The 18,037-nt window shown below is 66.1% G+C and carries 19 protein-coding genes; 8 read left to right on the top strand and 11 right to left on the bottom strand.

Annotated elements, in window-relative coordinates:
* The first annotated feature begins 15 nt into the window (after positions 1 to 15).
* From QK287_RS00560 to QK287_RS00575, 4 genes are all read left to right on the top strand, one after another.
* Positions 16 to 555, top strand: coding sequence for a hotdog fold thioesterase (locus tag QK287_RS00560; RefSeq protein WP_226773140.1), 540 nt, complete (start codon positions 16 to 18; stop codon positions 553 to 555).
* Positions 556 to 572: 17 nt separating this feature from the next.
* The gene (gene paaK, locus QK287_RS00565) at positions 573 to 1,901 is read left to right on the top strand and encodes a phenylacetate--CoA ligase PaaK (protein ID WP_226773139.1); all 1,329 of its coding nucleotides are present in this window, start codon (positions 573 to 575) and stop codon (positions 1,899 to 1,901) included.
* Positions 1,902 to 1,986: 85 nt separating this feature from the next.
* A complete protein-coding gene (locus QK287_RS00570; protein WP_226773138.1) occupies positions 1,987 to 2,592 on the top strand; it encodes a TetR/AcrR family transcriptional regulator in 606 nt (201 codons plus the stop codon).
* 65 nt (positions 2,593 to 2,657) lie between these two features.
* Entirely contained in the window at positions 2,658 to 3,515 is an 858-nt protein-coding gene (locus QK287_RS00575) for a DUF427 domain-containing protein (protein WP_226773137.1), read from the top strand.
* A gap of 61 nt (positions 3,516 to 3,576) precedes the next feature.
* Here the strand turns inward: QK287_RS00575 and QK287_RS00580 are convergent, their stop codons facing one another.
* Together QK287_RS00580 and paaZ are read right to left on the bottom strand one after the other, a co-directional pair.
* Complete coding sequence (locus QK287_RS00580; protein ID WP_282358619.1) at positions 3,577 to 3,984, bottom strand: VOC family protein; 408 nt, start codon at positions 3,982 to 3,984, stop codon at positions 3,577 to 3,579.
* 176 nt (positions 3,985 to 4,160) lie between these two features.
* A complete protein-coding gene (paaZ, locus tag QK287_RS00585) occupies positions 4,161 to 6,272 on the bottom strand; it encodes a phenylacetic acid degradation bifunctional protein PaaZ (RefSeq protein WP_226773135.1) in 2,112 nt (703 codons plus the stop codon).
* Between the two features lie 162 nt (positions 6,273 to 6,434).
* Between paaZ and QK287_RS00590 the strand changes: the two genes are divergently transcribed.
* Complete coding sequence (locus QK287_RS00590) at positions 6,435 to 6,851, top strand: PaaI family thioesterase (protein WP_226773134.1); 417 nt, start codon at positions 6,435 to 6,437, stop codon at positions 6,849 to 6,851.
* Positions 6,852 to 6,891: 40 nt separating this feature from the next.
* Here QK287_RS00590 and QK287_RS00595 read toward each other — a convergent pair whose 3' ends face one another.
* The 3 genes from QK287_RS00595 to QK287_RS00605 are packed head-to-tail and all read right to left on the bottom strand — an operon-like array spanning position 6,892 to position 10,916.
* Positions 6,892 to 9,594, bottom strand: a complete 2,703-nt coding sequence (locus QK287_RS00595; RefSeq protein WP_282358623.1) for a S1 family peptidase — start codon at positions 9,592 to 9,594, stop codon at positions 6,892 to 6,894.
* Positions 9,595 to 9,603: 9 nt separating this feature from the next.
* Positions 9,604 to 10,284 (bottom strand): tyrosine-protein phosphatase, encoded by a 681-nt coding sequence (locus QK287_RS00600; RefSeq protein WP_282359022.1) that lies wholly within the window; start codon positions 10,282 to 10,284, stop codon positions 9,604 to 9,606.
* A 17-nt stretch (positions 10,285 to 10,301) separates the two neighbouring features.
* The gene (locus QK287_RS00605; RefSeq protein ID WP_282358625.1) at positions 10,302 to 10,916 is read right to left on the bottom strand and encodes a GNAT family protein; all 615 of its coding nucleotides are present in this window, start codon (positions 10,914 to 10,916) and stop codon (positions 10,302 to 10,304) included.
* A gap of 117 nt (positions 10,917 to 11,033) precedes the next feature.
* Here QK287_RS00605 and QK287_RS00610 point away from each other — a divergent pair, with 117 nt between their 5' ends.
* The gene (locus QK287_RS00610) at positions 11,034 to 11,474 is read left to right on the top strand and encodes an SRPBCC family protein (protein ID WP_226773131.1); all 441 of its coding nucleotides are present in this window, start codon (positions 11,034 to 11,036) and stop codon (positions 11,472 to 11,474) included.
* 27 nt (positions 11,475 to 11,501) lie between these two features.
* Entirely contained in the window at positions 11,502 to 11,735 is a 234-nt protein-coding gene (locus tag QK287_RS00615; RefSeq protein ID WP_226773130.1) for a DUF6480 family protein, read from the top strand.
* 9 nt (positions 11,736 to 11,744) lie between these two features.
* Here QK287_RS00615 and QK287_RS00620 read toward each other — a convergent pair whose 3' ends face one another.
* From QK287_RS00620 to QK287_RS00640, 5 genes are all read right to left on the bottom strand, one after another.
* Entirely contained in the window at positions 11,745 to 12,632 is an 888-nt protein-coding gene (locus QK287_RS00620; RefSeq protein WP_226773129.1) for a 3-hydroxyacyl-CoA dehydrogenase family protein, read from the bottom strand.
* A 2-nt stretch (positions 12,633 to 12,634) separates the two neighbouring features.
* Positions 12,635 to 13,462: an enoyl-CoA hydratase/isomerase family protein gene (locus QK287_RS00625; protein WP_226773128.1), complete on the bottom strand. Its 828-nt coding sequence runs from the start codon at positions 13,460 to 13,462 to the stop codon at positions 12,635 to 12,637.
* Positions 13,462 to 14,691 (bottom strand): acetyl-CoA C-acyltransferase, encoded by a 1,230-nt coding sequence (locus QK287_RS00630; RefSeq protein ID WP_226773127.1) that lies wholly within the window; start codon positions 14,689 to 14,691, stop codon positions 13,462 to 13,464. The genes QK287_RS00625 and QK287_RS00630 overlap by 1 nt, the downstream gene beginning before the upstream one ends.
* Positions 14,692 to 14,846: 155 nt before the next feature.
* The gene (locus QK287_RS00635; protein WP_282358630.1) at positions 14,847 to 15,524 is read right to left on the bottom strand and encodes a pentapeptide repeat-containing protein; all 678 of its coding nucleotides are present in this window, start codon (positions 15,522 to 15,524) and stop codon (positions 14,847 to 14,849) included.
* A complete protein-coding gene (locus QK287_RS00640; RefSeq protein ID WP_226773125.1) occupies positions 15,524 to 15,982 on the bottom strand; it encodes an SRPBCC family protein in 459 nt (152 codons plus the stop codon). Before QK287_RS00640 ends, QK287_RS00635 begins: the two co-directional genes overlap by 1 nt.
* A 134-nt stretch (positions 15,983 to 16,116) precedes the next feature.
* On the opposite strand from QK287_RS00640, the gene QK287_RS00645 reads away from it, so the two are divergent.
* Entirely contained in the window at positions 16,117 to 16,293 is a 177-nt protein-coding gene (locus QK287_RS00645; RefSeq protein WP_226773145.1) for a CsbD family protein, read from the top strand.
* Positions 16,294 to 16,454: 161 nt separating this feature from the next.
* Here QK287_RS00645 and QK287_RS00650 read toward each other — a convergent pair whose 3' ends face one another.
* Positions 16,455 to 17,915, bottom strand: a complete 1,461-nt coding sequence (locus QK287_RS00650) for an amino acid permease (RefSeq protein WP_282358632.1) — start codon at positions 17,913 to 17,915, stop codon at positions 16,455 to 16,457.
* Between the last annotated feature and the right edge of the window lie 122 nt (positions 17,916 to 18,037).

Here is an 18,037-nt window from a genome sequence, read left to right on the forward strand (position 1 = left end):
TGGAGGCAATGACGCATGGCTGAACTGACGATTTCCGGCGACACCCACCCCATCCTTAAAGACGACTACGCCTCAGAGTGGATGGGCATAGAAGTTGTGGCACTGGACGACGGACACGCCACGATCCGCATGACGCTCCGGCAGGAAATGCTGAATGGATTCGGCATGGCCCACGGCGGAATGATCTTCGCCTTCGGTGACACGGCCTTCGCGCTGGCCTGCAACCCGGCCAGCCCGGAACCAGGTGAAGCCGGAATCGACACCGGCACCATCACCGTGGCCTCCGGCGTCGATATCAACTTCCTCAAGCCAGCCTTCCGCGGCCAGGTGCTGACCGCCGTCGCCAACCGCCGCGCCAGCACCGGACGCAGCGGCCTCTATGACATCCAGATCTACGCCGTCGATCCGGGCGCGGGCGCGCCTTCGGCCCCGCAGCCGGCACCCGCCGGCCCGGCACCCGCCGCCACGGTCCCGGGCAGGCTCCCCGCCGACATCCCCCCGGGCGAACTCGTCGCTGAGTTCCGCGGCCGCAGCCGCACCATCTCCAAGAAATAGAAACAGGGAACCCCAAGATGACCCAAGAAACCGTCGCCCCCACCAGTGATGCCGTCCTGGACCGCGAAGAAACCATTTCCCGGGACGAGCTTGAGGCATTGCAGCTCAGCCGCCTGCAGCACACGGTGGCCTACGCCTACGACCGCGTCCCCCTGTACAAGCGCAAGTTCGACGAGGCCGGCGTCCACCCCTCGGATCTCCGCGAGCTCTCCGACCTGGGCAAGTTCCCGTTCACCACAAAGGAGGACCTCCGCCTGGAGTACCCCTTCGGCATGTTCGCCGTGCCCCAGCACGAGGTGGCCCGGATCCACGCCAGTTCCGGCACCACCGGCCGCGCCACAGTCGTCGGCTACACCAAGAAGGACCTCGCCGACTGGGCAAAGCTCGTGGCCCGCTCGCTCCGAGCCTCCGGCGTCCGCCCCGGCATGAAGGTCCACAACGCCTACGGCTACGGCCTTTTTACCGGCGGCATGGGGGCCCACGCCGGCGCCGAGGCCCTCGGCTGCACGGTGATCCCGATCTCGGGGGGCCAGACCGAACGCCAGATCACCCTCATCCAGGACTTCAAGCCCGACGCCATCCTCGCCACTCCGACGTACCTGTTGACCATCGCCGACGCCATGATGAAACAGGGCATCGACCCGGCCTCCACCTCGCTCAAATTCGCCGTACTGGGGGCCGAGCCGTGGACCGAGGAAATGCGCCACGAGCTCGAAGTCACCATGAACATCAAGGCCTGCGACATCTACGGGCTCTCCGAGGTCATGGGGCCCGGTGTTGCCGGCGAGGCCGTGGAAACCCAGGACGGCAGCCACATCTGGGAGGACCACTTCCGCCCCGAAATCGTCGACGCCTTTGATCCCACTGTGGTCCTGGGCGACGGGGAACACGGCGAGCTGGTCTTCACCTCGCTCACCAAGGAAGCGTTGCCGATCATCCGGTACCGCACCAAGGACCTCACCCGCCTGCTGCCGGGCACCGCCCGACCTGCGCACCGCCGGATGGGCCGCATCACCGGCCGCAGCGATGACATGATCATCCTACGCGGCGTGAATCTGTTCCCCTCCCAAATCGAGGAGATCGCGCTGCGGATCCCGGAGTTGAGCCCGCATTTCCAGCTCGAACTCACCCGGCCCGAGGGCCAGCGGATGGACCAGCTGACCGTCCGGATCGAACGGCGCGAGTCCGTCACGATCGAGGGTGTTGCCTCGGCGTCCAAGGCCCTGCAGCAACAGATCAAGATCCACGTCGGGTCTTCCTGCGCCGTCGACGTCGTCGAGCCCGGCTCCCTGGAACGGTCCAACGGCAAGCTCCGCCGGATCTACGACCTGCGGCCCAAGGCCTGACCACAGCACGCCCAGCCCGCCGGCCCGCCCGTTAAAGGCTGACCGGCGGGCAGGCTGATCTTCCGATCGTGAGAAACTAGCGACTATGCCCACAACAGCAACCAGCACCAAACGCGGCCGTCCCGGCTATGACCAGCAGTCAGTGCTGATGATCGCCGTCGATGTCTTTAACCGCCATGGCTACGATGCCACCTCAATGGGCATCCTTGCTGAAAACCTGGGCATCTCCAAGTCCGCGATTTACCACCACGTGCCGTCCAAAGGCGAGCTTTTGAAGCTGGCGCTGGATCACGCCCTGGGCGGCCTGGAAGCCATCCTGGACCAGCCGAAAGCGCAGTCCGGCACCGCCGAAGCCCGGCTGGAATTCGTCCTGCGCGAAACCATTTCGGTGCTAGTGGAGCGGCTTCCGTTCGTCACCCTGCTGCTGCGCCTGCGCGGCAACACCGAGATTGAGCGCAACGCGATGGAACGCCGGCGCACGTTCGACCACAAGGTGGCGGCCCTGATCTCCGCGGCCCGAGACGAGGGATCGCTGCGCCAGGACATCGACCCCCGCACCGTCACCCGGCTGCTCTTCGGCACGATCAACTCCATTGTCGAGTGGTACAAACCCGGCGGTTCCCTCTCACCGGAAAAACTGGCTGACGACGTCATCACGATGGCGTTCAACGGCCTCCAGGCTCCCCGCTAGCCCGGGTTCTACGGACGCCGGCGGAAGCTATTGACCGGGCCCGGCGCCAGGGCCACGCTGGGAGGATGGCCACCAAACTATCCCGCGTGCTGATGGGAACTTTCCCCCAACTGCGCTACGAACCCACTGCCAAGAGGATCCGCGCGATCATCGACCAGGCTGCCGTCGTCGACACGCGGCAGGCCTGGCTGATCTGGGAACCGCGGCGGATCACCCCGATCTATGCCGTGCCGGAGCAGGACCTGCTGTGCGGACTCGCCGCGCCGGCGCTGCCCGCGGCCGTTGCAGAGGAGCACCCTTTCGCCGTGCGGCAGGGCGAAGCCCCGACTTCCCTTGACCCCGGTACAGCGTTTGGCAATCACAGCTGCGCCGGCGAGGAACTCGACGTCATGACTGCCGCTGCTACCTTGCCCAGGGCCGCTTTCCGGCCCGCGGACCCGGACCTGGCCGGTTACGTGCTACTCGATTTCGCGGCCTTCGACTGGCTCGAGGACGACGAGGAGATCATTGGCCACCCGCGCGATCCGTTCCACCGCGTTGACATCCGCGCCTCATCCGCGGAGGTGCAGGTGGCGCTCGACGGCGCGACCTTGGCCGAAACGAATGGCGCGCAACTGCTCTACGAAACAATGCTCCCAGTGCGGTATTACATTCCGCCGGCGGACGTACGGCTGGAGCTGCTGCGGGAGAGCACCAAGCGGAGCGTCTGCCCTTACAAGGGCCAGGCCAGCTACTGGAGCTACCCGGACTCCGCGCACGGCCGGGATATTGCATGGAGCTATGACGGGCGGTTCCGGGATGCCGCCCAGATCCACGGCCTCATCTGCTTCTTTAACGAACGGATCGATCTGAGGGTCAACGGTGTGCTCCAGCCCCGCCCGGTGTCGCCGTGGTCCCGCCCGGACGGTCCGGACGCCCGTTGACGGACGGGGCACAAAATAGCGTCCCGGCGGGCCGGGACGCTATTTTGTGGGATCCTGCACGTCAAAGCTGGTAGTCAGCCGCCGTCGTGATGTTCTCGTGGACGCAAAGGATATTGTGCTCCGTATCCAGGAACCAGGCGCACCTTTCCGAATCGGTTGTACAGATGTGATTGTCGGTCTTGAGCTCCGGCAGGTCGTAGTCCTGGAATTGGACGCCCTTGGCTTCCATCTCCTGGACGGTCCGCTCGATCCCGGAGACTTCAAAACTCAGGGTCGTGTGCTCGGAATGTTTTCCGTCCCCGACGGGCATCAACTGCAGCAGGGGGCCGCCGTCGCTGCCAAAGAGATCGCTTCCGTCGCCTGTCACTCCACGGTGCGGCAGGCCCAGGGTGTCCGCATAAAAGCGGTGGGCGCGCTGTGCATCATCGACTGGCAGGATTGTTGTGGCTTTGTTGAGAATTAAAGTCATTTCGCCACCTCCTACACGGAATATTTTACGCCGGCGCCGGGCGGAAAGAGCCTGTCAATCGCGCCCTAACCCCCAGACGCTCCCTCAGCTATGGCCGCAATACACCCGACGCTCCCTCAGCGAAGTGAGGGAGCGTCGGAACCGGCACCGCAGGACGTGAGGGAGCGTCGGAAGGGCTACTTCTCCACGAGGGTGAGGACGTCGTAGGTGGCCACGATTTCGTCGTTCTGGTTGGTCAGGACGGCGTCCCAGGCCACCTCGCCGTAGCCGTCGGTCTCGCGCGGCGTGATCTTCTTGGCGGTCAGGGTGACCCGGATCGAATCGCCCGCCGCCACCGGGGTGATAAAGCGCAGGCTTTCCAGGCCATAGTTGGCCAGCACGGGTCCCGGCGCGGGCTCCACGAACAGCCCGGCGCCCCATGCCAGCAGCAGGTAGCCGTGCGCCACGATGCCCGGGAAGAACGGGTTGGCCGCCGCTGCTTCCTCGTTGGTGTGGGCGTAGAAGGTGTCCCCGGTGGAGTTGGCGAACTTGGTGATTTCATCCAGAGTCACTTCGCGCAGCCCGGAGCGGATCGCGTCACCGATGTGCAGGGTGCTCAGGTGCTTGCGGAACGGGTGCTGGCCTTCGGTCTCGAGCGTGAAGTTCCGGTCCGCGCCGGTGTGCCAGACGCCCGTGACGGCGGTCAGCATGTTCGGTGAACCCTGGATGGCGGTGCGCTGCATGTGGTGAAGGACCGAGCGGATGCCGCCGAGCTCCTCGCCGCCGCCGGCCCGGCCCGGGCCGCCGTGGACCAGGTGCGGGACCGGCGAACCGTGGCCGGTGGAACTGCGGGCGTCCTCACGGTTGAGCATGTGCACCCGGCCGTGGTGGGCGGCGATGCCGGTGACGAGTTCGCGGGCAACCCCGGGGTCGTTGGTGCAAACGGAGGCTACGAGCGAGCCGCCGCCGCGGGCGGCTAGGCGGACGGCGTCGGCCAGGTCCGTGTAGCCAATCACGGACGATACCGGGCCGAAGGCTTCCAGCGAGTGGACCGCTTCGGCTTCCGGGTCCGCCCAGCTCAGCAGCACGGGGGACATAAAGGCGCCATCGGCGACGACGCCGACTGTGCCGTCAGCGCTGGTGACCTTCGGCGAATCGAGCGTGCCGTAGGCGAGTTCGCCGCCGGCATCGAGCATTGACTGGACCGCTGCCCGCACATCGTCGAGCTGCTCCAGGGACGCCAGGGCGCCCATGGTCACGCCGTCCGCGCGCGGGTCGCCGAGGATCACACGTTCGGTGATCCGCTGCCCGACGGCGGCAACGACGTCCTGGACCAGCGCCTGCGGCACGATGGCCCGGCGGATCGATGTGCACTTCTGGCCGGCCTTGGCCGTCATCTCGGTAACAAGCGACTTGATGTAGGCATCGAATTCCGGCGTGCCCTTGACGGCATCCGGGCCCAGGATGGCTGCGTTCAGGGAATCGGTTTCCGAGGTGAAGCGGACTCCGCCCTTGACCACGTTGGTGTGGGACTTAAGCGTGTTTGCGGTGGAGGCGGAGCCGGTGAAGGCCACAATGTCGCGGTAGTCGAGGTGGTCCAGAATGGTGCGGACCGAGCCGGAAACCAGCTGCAGCGAGCCCTTGGGCAGGATGCCGGAATCGATGATGGCCTTGACCACCGCGGCGGTGACGTAACCGGTCGGGGTGGCGGGCTTAACGATCGTGGGCACGCCGGCGATGAAGGCCGGGGCAAGTTTCTCGAGCATCCCCCACACCGGAAAGTTGAAGGCGTTGATCTGCACGGCGACGCCGGGAATGCGGGTGTAGATGTGCTCGCCGGCGAAGGAACCGTCCCTGGACAGCACCTCCATGGGCCCGTCCACGATCACTTGGGAGTTGGGAAGTTCGCGCCGGCCCTTGGAACCGAAGGTGAACAGCACGCCGATGCCGCCGTCGATGTCGACCATCGAGTCGGTCTTGGTGGCGCCGGTCTGGGCCGAGAGCGCATAGAATTCCTCGCGGCGACCGTTCAGGTACTGCGCGAGTTCCTTGAGCTTGAGCGCGCGCTGGTGGAAGGTCAGTTTGCCGAGTTCCGCCTGGCCGGTGGTGCGCCCGTAGTCCACGACGGCGGCGAGGTCGAGTCCATCGGTGCTCACCTTGGCGAGGAGTTCACCGGTGCTGGCGTCCAGGACGGACGCGGCGCCGGCCGCGGAGCCGGCGTCGGGGGTCCACCAGGAATCCCGGACGAAGCTGGGAACGATCCCGACAGTGTCTACTGTGGGTTCCGGAGCAGTTGCAGTGGTGGTCATCGTTGACGGGTCCTTCCAACAGGGGCAAGATCAACACGGCCAGCATTACTGACCGTCCGTTCGGTAATATGTCCACAGTACATGAATGAGGCCTGCCGCACACTAGCTGCGGCGGCACATACCGGCCTGAGCCCTGGGCTTTCCGGCCAAAGAGGAGACGTTATGACCCCCGAGCCCCGGAATACCGAGCTATGGAAGATCACCCTCGGGGAACTCGACGAAAAAATGGGTGTGAAGATCGTCGAGGAATCCGTCCAGCGGGTGGTGGCCACCATGCCGGTGGAGGGCAACCGGCAGTCCTTCGGGCTGCTGCACGGCGGCGCTTCGCTGGCTGTGGGCGAAGCGGTGGGCTCCTGGGCTGCCGTCATCCACGCAAGCACGCTCGGCAAGACCGCCGTTGGCGTGGACGTCTCGGCAACGCACCACAAGTCGGCCCGCGAGGGAATCATCACCATCACCGCCACCCCCATCCACCTGGGCGGCACCGTCACCACCCACGAGGTGCTGATCACCAACGCGGCCGGCGAGCGGCTTTGTACCCTGCGGATCACCAACCTGCTGCTGGACCGCAGGGGCTAAGCGGGCCACCCCGGGCGCCGGGGCCGGGATTCCGGCCGGACTACCGCACCGTCCGACGCCGGGCAATGGCCAACAAGGCGACGCCGAGCAAAACTGTGCCGCCGGCAAGGCCCGCCATCGGCAGCAGCACCCCCGCACCGGTATCCGGCAACCGTCCTGAGCCGGCCGAAACCACAATGGGCCGCGCTGGTGGATTTACGGCAGGCTGGGCCGGCGGATTTACGGCAGGCTGGGCCGGCGGATTTACGGCGGGCTGGGCCGGCGGTACTGCAGCCCGGGCATCAATGGTGAACGCTACGAGCAGCGGGTCCGAGGCCACGCCGTCGACCGATTGGGTGACGGACAGCGTGTGCGCCCCCACGGCGAGGCCTGAAGGGAACGGGACGCTCCAGCGCCCGCCTGCCACGAGGACCTGCGGAACGAAGGACCGGACCACTGCCCGGGCCCCGGTCCCGGCGCCGCCGGCACCGGCGTGTGCAGCGCCCACGGGTGCCCCGTCGATCGAGACGATGACGTCGGCGCCGTCAACGCCCGTTCCGGAAATCGAGGAGGGAAGCGCGTCCTGGCGGAAGTGCCAGCCGTCCGGGACAGTGGTTTCCGCAGGCGCGGGGGGAATGACAGTGAAAGTTTTGCTGGATGAAGGGCTGTCCGCAATACCCGGGGACGAGAGAGTGGCGGTCGCCGTCACTTTCCCGAAGGCCGGCCGCTCCACCGGAACGGTCCATTGACCGTCCAAAGCCACCGTCCCTGTCCCGGCCACGTCACCGGAGAGCGTCACGACAGCGCCGGGCATTCCCGTTCCGGCAACACTGCCCAGGCCCGGCAGGGCGGCGTCCGCCGGCGTCGTTATTCCAGGCGCAGGCAGGGGCGCCGGTGAGACGGTGGCGGTGAAGGACGCGGGTCCAGAATGGCTGAAGCCGTTCACGGTCTCGGCCGAGAAGGCCAGTTGCCCGGCCGGCAGCGGAGCCCGGAAAGTCCAGTTGCCGGCAGAGTCGACCGGGACCTCCGTTGGCGCCTGGTTGGCAACTGTGATGCGGACCTTTGAGTTGGCGGCTACGGCCGATGCCGGGGCTGCCAGAACCCTGCCGGTGAGGTCCTCCCCGGCCCTGACTGTCAGGTTCACCGGCGCCACAAGCTCGGGTTTGTTCAGGAACAGCTGGAGCTCCACGGCGGTGGGGAATGCGGTCAGGGCGTCCTCCAGCGTGGTGGCGATCGCGAAGTTCTCGCCGGAAGTTTCGCCGGCCGAGTGGGTGCCGACGGCGAAGTTGCCGCTGATCCAGGGACCGCCGGAGTCGCCGCCGCTGGATTGGACGTTTTTGGACAAAAAGCCGCGGAAGGCCCGCAGATCCTCCGCGGCGGCCGTCCTTCCACCCACCACGTAGACACCGGTTTCTTCCACCTGCCCGCAGGACCATCCCGTGGTCCGGCCGGACCGGCACACCTCCTGGCCCTGGAACGGTGCGACCACGCCAATGATCTTCACGGCTGATGGGCCCGGGTTGGCGGCACTGGCCCAGGTGGTGGCGGCGGGTTGCACGTTGACTCCGCCGTCGAGTGACTCGATGACTGCGATGTCGGTGCCCACGTTGCCGGGGGCCTGCTCACTGCCGGTGATCCAGCTGTTGAGCGGCCCGCCGAACTGGCTGAAGCCAAATCTGCCGAGCGGGGCGCGGGTGCCCGGCAGCGGCGCCGACCCGCCGGCTGTGGCGGAGACAGGCGGCTCGAGTTCGGCCACCCGTGCCGTACCGTCTTCGGCGCAGTGACCAGCTGTCAGCACGAGGGGCAGCCCCGCCGCGCTGAACGCGCCGAACCCGGTCGAGCAAATCGTCCGCCGGTCAATGATGTAGCCTTCCCCGCCGTAAACGTCCGCTTCGGTGGTGAGCGGCAACGCCTGTTCGAGTCGGACGTTGGTATAGCGGGCCACAAAGCTGGCCGCGGAGATCTTCCCTGGCGCCGCGTTAATCGTCGGCTCGCTCGGCTGGTCGGGGGCCGGGGAAAGCTCGGCTTCGGCAGCGTTTGTTCCGCCGGTGCGGATAACGAACCGGCCGGCGGAGTAGGCCACGGCTTGCAGACCGGCCGGCCCCACCTCGCGGACGTAGTCCTGGAACAGCTGCTCGGTGTTGGACGCCACCAGCTCGGCCGCCGAAGGTGCGGGAGTGGGAGCCGTCGAAGGTGCAGGAGTGGGCGCGGGAGTGGGTGCAGCCGTGGGCACGTCCGTGGGCGCGGCCGGCGACGCAGCGGAAGGCGCCTCGAGCACAAACACATCCGCAGCGCCGTTGCCGTTCAGCCCATCGACCCGGGCGCGCAGCTCGGGGCCGCTGCCCTCGATGTGGATCTTTCCGGCCCGCAGGCTGATGCCCAGGTAGCCGGGCAACTCCCGCAGCGACGGAACGGCATCGGCCGCGGTCCGGCCCAGCTGGCCTGCTGCATTGAACTCCTCGAGCGTGATGCCCAGGTCGCGCCGGATGGCCTCGGCGAGTCCGGCATCGCTGATTCCCGGCGCTGCGGTGACGGCTGGCGCGCCCGGAGCGTCAGCTGCGGTCGTGGTGGAACCAGCGGCCGCAGCTGCCGGCGTCGTTGGTGCGGCAGGGGACGCCTGCGCGGATGCTGCGGGAGCGGCTGACGGAGCGGGGTCCGTCCCGCCGGCTTCGGCCAGGGCAGGAACGGCGTAGAACGATCCGGCGAGCGCGATCGCGGCAGCCGCGACCGCCCGCACTGTCAGCTGAAACGTCGGAGTCTTCACCCGGTTACTCTAGCGCCCCAATTTGGCCACGATGGCGCCCAGATCCCGGTCCGTTAGGCCATTGTGACGGATGAAGTCACCGGGCTTCACCTGGCGGACAAAGTGCTGCAGGCTTTCCAAGCGCTGTTCGAGCAGCGGCGCGAGGACTTCCTCGGGCAGGTACCGCTCGTGCGGATGCGGGACCGCCGACATCCGGTGGTACTCGTTGATGCCGCGCATTGCCTGCTCGTAGCTCTTGGAAATGACGGCCTCTCCTGCTCCGGCAAGGTCCTGGAGCATGGCAGCGATCATCCCGCTGCGGTCCCGGCCGGCGGAACAATGGATCACAACTCCGCCGCGCGCATCGGCTACGGCTTTGAAGACGGCGGCAAGCTTCTCCGGGAAGATCCGGGCGTTGTCCGCGTAGTAGGCCGGATCGTTGAGGTAGGGAACGCAGAGCTTCCGGAATTCGCTGTTGCCGGGGTCCTCGGTGGGGGCGTGCACGACGTCGAAGGCGGACAGGCTTGCCGCGCCCACCCGCGGATCGGTCGGGCGGCGGCGGATCTCCTCGGGATTGCGCAGATCAATCACCGTCCGGACGCCGGCGTTGTAGACCTGCTCCCAGCCCGCCTCGGTAAGCCATTCGCGCCGGCCCATGCGGAACACTCCGCCGGCGATGTGCCAGGCGTTGACCGCGCCGGCCCACTCCATCGCCTCGGGCGCCGTCGTCACCGTAACTTGGCCAGTCTGGCCTCGAGGGCGTTCCGGACCATGGGCCACTCGTGTTCCAGGATAGAAAAGACCGCCGTGTCCCGGAGCGCGCCGTCGCTGCTGCGGGTGTGGCTGCGGAGCACACCGTCCTGTTTCGCGCCCAGCCGCGCGATCGCCTCGCGGGACTGGTGGTTGAGCCAGTGGGTCCGGAACTCGACGGCGGGGCAGCCCAGCGTTTCGAAGGCATGCCGGAGCAGGAGCAGTTTGGAGTCCGGGTTGCTGCCGCTGCCGTGGGCGGACGCCGCGTTCCAGGTGGAGCCGATTTCCACCCGCGGCGTGGCGGCATCGATGTTCATGTAGGTGGTCATGCCGATCACCCGGCCCGGTCCGCCGGTGGTGGGGTCAAGCAGCCGCGTTGTAAAGGGCAGCATGTCGCCGCTGTCCTGCAGGGCCAGGCGCCGCTCAATCTCGGCGGCCATCTGGTCAGGGCCGGGCACTGACGTGTACCAGAGGTTCCACAGTTCGCCGTCGCTGGCGGCCTGGACGAGGCCGTCGTGGTGGTCCGGGCGCAACGGTTCCAGCACGACGTATTTTCCGGTCAGGGTGATGGGAGCGATGGCGGGGGTAGTCACTGCACCATCATAAATGCGCGGGCCGGCCTAAATGCCGGGGCCGGGAACCAGTTGGCCCACCAACGTTTCTTCCACTGTTTCGGTCACAATGCAGGGAGTTCTGGATAGGCTGGGGCCATGATCACAGTCACCGGCACGGTCCGTTCCCCGTTGGAGGCCGGCAAGGCCTTCGCGTACCTCTCCGCCTTCGAACACACGCCGGAGTGGGACCCGGGAACACCGGTGGCCAAGAAACTCTCCGACGGGCCGGTCGCCGTGGGGCACCGCTATCACGCCGAAGCGGAGTTCCGCGGCAAGCGCCAAACGCTGATCTACGAGGTCGTGGAGTTGGCAGGTACCCTCATCAAGCTGCGCGGCGAAAACAAGACGGTCATTTCCGTCGATACGATCGACGTTAAGCCTTCGGGATCCGGTTCGGAAGTCCGTTATACGGCGGAATTCCGGCTCAAGGGATGGCTTAAGGTCGCAGAACCGTTTATGAAACCAGCGTTCCAGTCCCTGGCCGACCCCGCCATGGCCGGCATGAAAAAAGCCCTAGACTCACAGGCGTCGCAGTAGCGGCCCGAGCTGAAACAGGAGCACACCGTGACATCCCAGAATCCGGATCCCCTGGAGAACAACCTCACCGGCTTGGAACCCGGAGGCGGTGTGCCTCCGGGTGAGACGCCACCGGGCGAGGGGACCTCGGTGGGACCGCAGGGGCCGCGGATCCGCGAGGACCGGGGGTTCGGCCAGTACCTCTGGATCCTTATGATCGCCGTGGTGGTGCTCTTTGTGTTGCTTTTCTTCGTCGGCTACATCGTGGGGATCCTCGGGTAGCTGGTCAGTTCACTCGGTCCAGTTGAAAAAGCCCTTGCCGGACTTGCGGCCGAGTTCTCCTCGGGCGACTTTGTCCCGCAGGATCTGCGGCGGGGCGAAGCGCTCCCCGAGCGTGGAGGCGAGGTATTCGGCGATGCCCAAGCGGACGTCCAGGCCTACGATGTCAGTGGTCCGCAAGGGTCCGGTGGGGTGCTTGTAGCCCAGGACCATGGCGTTGTCGATGTCCGCGGCGGATGCCACTCCCTCTTCCACCATCCGCATCGCCTCGAGGGCAATCGCGACGCCCAGCCGTGAGGACGCGAACCCGGGGGCATCGTTGACGACGACGGCGGTCTTGCCCAGCGCCTCAACCCAGCCGCGGGCCGCCTGGGTCAGCTGGCTTGAGGTGTGCTCGCCGAGCACCACCTCGATCAGGGTCGAGGCCGGCACGGGATTAAAGAAGTGCAGGCCGAGGAAGTTCTGCGGACGCTTCAGCTCACGGGCCAAGCCGTTGACGGACAGCGACGACGTGTTCGAGGCGAGATAGGCGTCGGCACCGAGCCGGGCCTCAATCCCCCGCAGGGCGCTGACCTTGAGGTCCCAGTCCTCGGGGACGGCCTCGATGACCAGCTGGCGGTCCTTGAAGTCGTTGTAGTCCACCGTCACCGCGAGCCGCGAGACCATCTCGTCCAGGTTCCCGTCGGTGGCGCCACGCTCGATGCTCTTGGCCGCTGCTGATTCCACCCGTTCGCGGGCAGCCTCGGCGGACTCCTCGTCGCGCTCGACGACGAGGACGTTGGCGCCGTTGACCAGGAAGGCGTGTGCGATCCCGGCGCCCATCCGGCCGCCGCCCAGCACCCCGACGAAGTCTGGCAGGGCGCCGCCGGGAAGGTTAGCGGAGTGTGCGGAGTTGTTCATCGTCAATTCTTCTTCCGGTTTTCCTGCGCGGAGGTCCTGGCGTCTTGCTGTGCAGGCTTCTTCGCTGACTTCTTGTCCAGAAATGCCTGCATACGGTCGAACTTGGCCTGCGATTCAAACAGGATGCCCTGCGCCAGCTGGTCGATCAGCGGGTGGGCCTCGGCCGGCGCGTGGAACACCGATTTGGTGATCCGGACCGCGAGGGGATCCTGGCCCGCGATCCTGTCGGCCAGGGCATGGGCGGCCGCCATCAGCCCGGAAGCCTCGTGGATCTCGGTCATGAGGTTGACGGCAAGGGCCCGCTCGGCGCGTAGCACCGTGCCGGCCAGCAGCATTTCCTTGGCCACCGGTTCCCCCACCAGCTCCTTCAGGCGCCAGCTCGCGCCGGCTGCGGCGAGGATGCCCAGGCCCGTCTCCGGGTTGCCGATCCGCACGGACGGGGTGCCGATCCGGAAGTCCGCGGCGTACGCCAGCTCGGCGCCGCCACCCAGGCAAAAGCCGTCCAGGGCTGCAATGACGGGCATTGGGAGTTTGGCGATACGCACGAAGATGGTGGAGTTGATGCCTTGGAGCGCGTCGTCGCGGCGGCGTTCGCGCAGCTGGCCGATGTCCGCCCCCGAGGCGAAGACACCTTCGGTACCGGCGATGATGAGCATCTTCGGCGACCGTTCCAGCGCGGCGCAGACAGCGTGCAGCTCATCGACCATCTGCTGGTCGATGGCGTTGCGGACCTCGGGCCGGTTGAGGAGCACCACCAGCCGGTCTTCGCGTTCGTCGATCAGCAGCGTGCTGAAATCGCGCGGGTCGAGGCCCGTCGCGGCGGCCGGCACTAGACCCGCTCCAGCAACATCGCGGTGCCCTGGCCCACGCCGATACACATCGTGGCGAGACCGATCCTGGCGTCCTCGCGCTCCATCCGCCCCAGCAAGGTGATGGCGAGCCGTGAACCGGAGGAACCCAGCGGGTGCCCGAGCGAGATCGCGCCGCCGTCGCGGTTTACGATCTCGGGGTCCAGGCCGAGCCGCCGCATGGTCGCAAGCGACTGGGTCGCGAAGGCTTCGTTGAGTTCGACGGCGCCGAGGTCGCCGACGCTGAGGCCGGTCCGCGCCAGCACTTTACGGGTCGCCGGAACCGGGCCGATGCCCATAATTTCCGGTTCGCAGCCGGCGGAGGCGCCGTCGATGATCCGGGCCCGAGGCGTCAGGCCAAGCCTCTTGATGGCTGCTTCGGACGCGACGATGATGGCGGAGGCGCCGTCGTTCAGGGTGGAGGAATTTCCGGCCGTGACTACCGAACCGCCGGCGACGACGGGGCGAAGGCCCGCGAGAACGTCAATTGTGGTGCCGGCCCGGGGCCCCTCGTCGGTGTCGACAACGGTTTTTCCCTTGCGCGTCGTAACCGTTACCGGGACAATCTCGTCGGCGAAGCGGCCCGCGGCGATGGCCGCGAGGGAGCGTTCATGGGAGCGGACGGCGAAGGCGTCGGCGTCCTCGCGGGTGATCCCGTCCACGCGGGCGACTTCTTCCGCCGTTTCCGGCATGGAGTAGGTCATCTTCCCGTCCCGGGAAAGTTCGCCCTGCTGGAAGAGCGGGTTGACGAAGCGCCATCCGATGGACGTATCAAAGATCTGCCCCGGTTTCGCGAAGGCGGCCTGGGGCTTCTCCTGGACCCAGGGGGCGCGGCTCATGGATTCGACACCGCCGGCGATCACGATGTCCGCTGCTCCGGACTTGATCATCTGGCTGGCCATAATGATGGCGCTGAGGCCCGAGGCGCAGAGCCGGTTCACGGTGATGCCGGGGATGTGCAGCGGCAGTCCGGCCAGGATGGTGGCCATCCGGGCGACGTTGCGGTTTTCCTCGCCGGCGCCGTTGGCGTTGCCAAGGATGACCTCATCGATGGCCTCCGGGTCCAGCCCGGCCCGGGCGACGGCCTCGCGGATCACCAAGGCGGCCAGGTCATCGGGGCGGACCGCGGAGAGTGCTCCGCCATACCGGCCCACAGCGGTGCGGGCACCGCCTACGAGAAATGCCTGAGGTCCTGCAACTGCTGATGCCATGGGTACACCCTTCACGCGATAAACAGCACTGTCATCGAAAAGAACTCTCATCGGCGGCGGAACCAGGTTCGGACCGCTAGCGCGCCAATTTACCGACCGTTCGTTCTATAAAGATTACACGGCACCGCAAGGGGGTCAATCGGGGCCGGGCTGGATTACGCGACGACGACGCCGAGGTGACTGGCCATTAATGGCGCCAGCAGGCCCAGCTGGTAATCGTCGATCACAAGGCCGGCGAGGCTTTCGAGTCCGGCGATGGCGCGGAAGTCCGTGCCCCGGATGTCAAAGTCCTTCAGCCTGGCGCCGGCAAGGTCGAGGGTGCCGATGGTGCAGTTCTTCAGGGCTACCCGCGTCGCCAGGCAGGAACCCAGGTCCAGCTCGTTGATGATGCAGTCGCTGATTTGCACGTCCGTGAGCTTGGAACCACGGAGGTTCAGATAATCGAGTTTGCCGCCGTCGATCCGTACTGACTGCCAGCCGCTCTCGTACAGTTCCGCTGAACCCCAGCGCGGGTTGGCGATCTCGACGTCGCGCAGGGTGCTTCGGGCCGCCATAAATACCGGGGCGTACACCTCGGCCAGGATGCAATCCCGGAAAGAGGCGCCCCGCAGCTGGGTCTCGTTGAACGAAACGCCGCGGAAGTCGCACTCGGCAAAGTCGGTGCCGCCGAGTTCCAAGCCGTCGGCGGATAACTTGCCGTACCGGACGCCGTCGTAGCGCTCACCGGAACGCAGTGCCGGCGACGGGTCGTCCTTGAGGTCCGTCAGCCGGACCGGACTGAGCCGCGGCGCCGTCACCTTGGGCGGCGGGGGCGTCCCGGCGCTGCGCCCCATCAGAGCGACTCGGCCTTGGCCGCGATTTCTGCCAGGTCCTTGGCGAGCGCCTTTCGGGTGATGCGCATCCCCAGCTTTCCAAAAAGTGCCATTAACAGCCCGGTCATCCGGGAAGGGTTCAGCACATCGGCGCTAAACGTCAGCGTCAGGTCCGTGCCGCCGTCGCGCTCGGCAAGCGTAAAGCGTGTGGTGTACTCCGTCGGTCCCTGCACGGCCTTCACCGTTGTGCTCCGGGGCGGATCGGCCCGGGCCACCCACATTTCCACCGTTTCCGCCCGCCCCATCATGGTGCGGGTTTCTTTCCAGCGCGTCCCCTCGCTGTAGGGGCCTTGCGAGAGCATCTGGATCGAGGTGATGCCGGAAAGTGTCGCGGCCGAACCGGGGATGTCGGAAATGACGGCCCATACCTTGTCCGTCGACGCGTTGACATGCTGGGTCAGGCTGGTTGTGTGGTCCATGGCATCGAGCCTAGCCCGGCTCCGGTGCGCATTTCATCCCTCGTTCGCGGCCGGGCCCTTGAATTACTAAGCATGCTTTGTGTTATGGTGGGGAGACGTTGTATTTCAACCGGAAACGAGAGGTGGTTTACACCATGGGTATCGGCGACAAGGTTCAGAACGAAGCACAGCACCTCGGCGGCAAGGCCAAGGAAGCTGCGGGCAACGCCACCAACAACGACGAAATGCGTGCCGAGGGCCAGAAGGACCAGGTCGCAGCCGACGCAAAGAAGGTCGGCGAAAACGTCAAGGACGCCTTCAAGAAGGATTAGTCCGTACAAAAGGCGGCGGTGGACATTCCTTTGGGGGATGTCCACCGCCGCTTTTTTGTGCCGGCCCAGGGCTCTGGTGCCACTCGCGCCGCCGCAGCTTAAACGAACGACGGCGGCCCCTCACCGGAGGACCGCCGTCGCCTGCGCACTTGCCCGGAAGGCTAGTTGAAGAGCGCGTTCTTCGGTTCGTTGTCCTTGACCTTCTGCCAGCCGAGCCACAGCAGGAGTGCGAAGAACGGGATGGTCGCCAATGTCCAAAGACCAAGGTGGAAGACTTCGCCGCCCTTGCTGGTCATGGTGTCGAAGCCGATCAGCACCGTGATAAGCAGCAGGGCAATCAAGCCTGCCCAGCTGGCCCAGACTCCGCCGGGCGCCGGCAGGGAGGAGACCTTGCCCTTGGTTTTCCGCAGCGCTATCTGGCTGGCGAAGATGGCAGCCCAGGTGAAGATCACACCGACCGAGGCCGAGTTCAGCGCCAGGTCAAAGGCATACGAGCCGCCGAGCCAGATATTAAGCAGGATCCCGACTAGGTAAACGCCGCCGATGGCCAGGATGGCGGCGTACGGCACGTGGCTCTTGGACATCCTGGTCAGCCACTGCGGAGCATGCCCGTTGTTGGCCATGGTCCGGAAAATCCGGCCGATCGAGTACAGGCCCGAGTTGCACGAGGAGAGGGCGGCGGTGATGACAATCATGTTCATCACATCGCCCATCCAGCCGAGGCCCATCTGGCCGAACACTGTGACAAACGGCGAGGTGCCGGCAACGTACTGGTCCGACGGCAGCAGCATGGCCAGCAGCGTCACGGAACCGACGTAGAACACCACGATCCGGAAGACAACAGCGCGGATGGCCTTGGGCACTTCTTTGGCCGGATCCTGCATTTCACCGGCAGTGACGCCAACGAGCTCAATGCCGTTGTAGGCGAAGATCACCGCGTTCAGCACCAGGATCATCACGAGCCCGCCCTTGGGGAACATGCCCCCCTCAGCGGCGAACAGGTTGCTGACCGAGGCGTTGCCGTCGCCCACCTGGGCGTTGGTGATCACCATAAAAGTACCGACGGCCAAGAAGATGAGGATCGCACCGACCTTGAGGACGGAGGCCCAGAATTCGAATTCGCCGAACGCCTTGACACTCAGGAGGTTGACGCCGACTAGCAGCAACAGCGCTGCGATGGCGGACAGTTCAACCGGCACGTTCGGGAAAAAGAACTGGAAGTACAGTCCGATCGCGATGAGCTCGGCAATGCCGGTCATGGCCCAGTTGATGAAGTACATCCAGCCGGAGACATAAGCGCCCTTTTTGCCGAACATTTCACCGGCATAGCTGACGAACGAGCCTGACGTCTGGCGGTACATGATCAGCTCGCCCAGGGCGCGCATCAGCAGGTACGCGATGACGCCGGCCAAGGCGTAGGAGAAAATGAGCGACGGACCGGTGGAGGCCAGCCGCCCGCCGGCGCCCATAAAGAGTCCGACGCCAATGGCGCCGCCCATCGCGATCATGGTGACCTGGCGGCCGCTGAGCGACTTCTTGTAGCCCTCGGCGCTGAGAGTTGAGTCGACGACGGCGGATTGCGCCTCGGGGTTCTTAAGTTCTGTGGGGGTAGTTGATGGCACAGCTGTTTCCTTGCAGTTCGTTGTAAGGCCGGGACAGGGACAGCGGGTTCGCATACACAAATGAACGGGCCCCGACCCCCAACAGGGGCCAAGACGTGTACCGAACCTCACAAGGTCGAAGC

Source organism: Arthrobacter sp. AL05 (genome assembly GCF_029960715.1).
Taxonomy (GTDB): Bacteria; Actinomycetota; Actinomycetes; order Actinomycetales; family Micrococcaceae; genus Arthrobacter.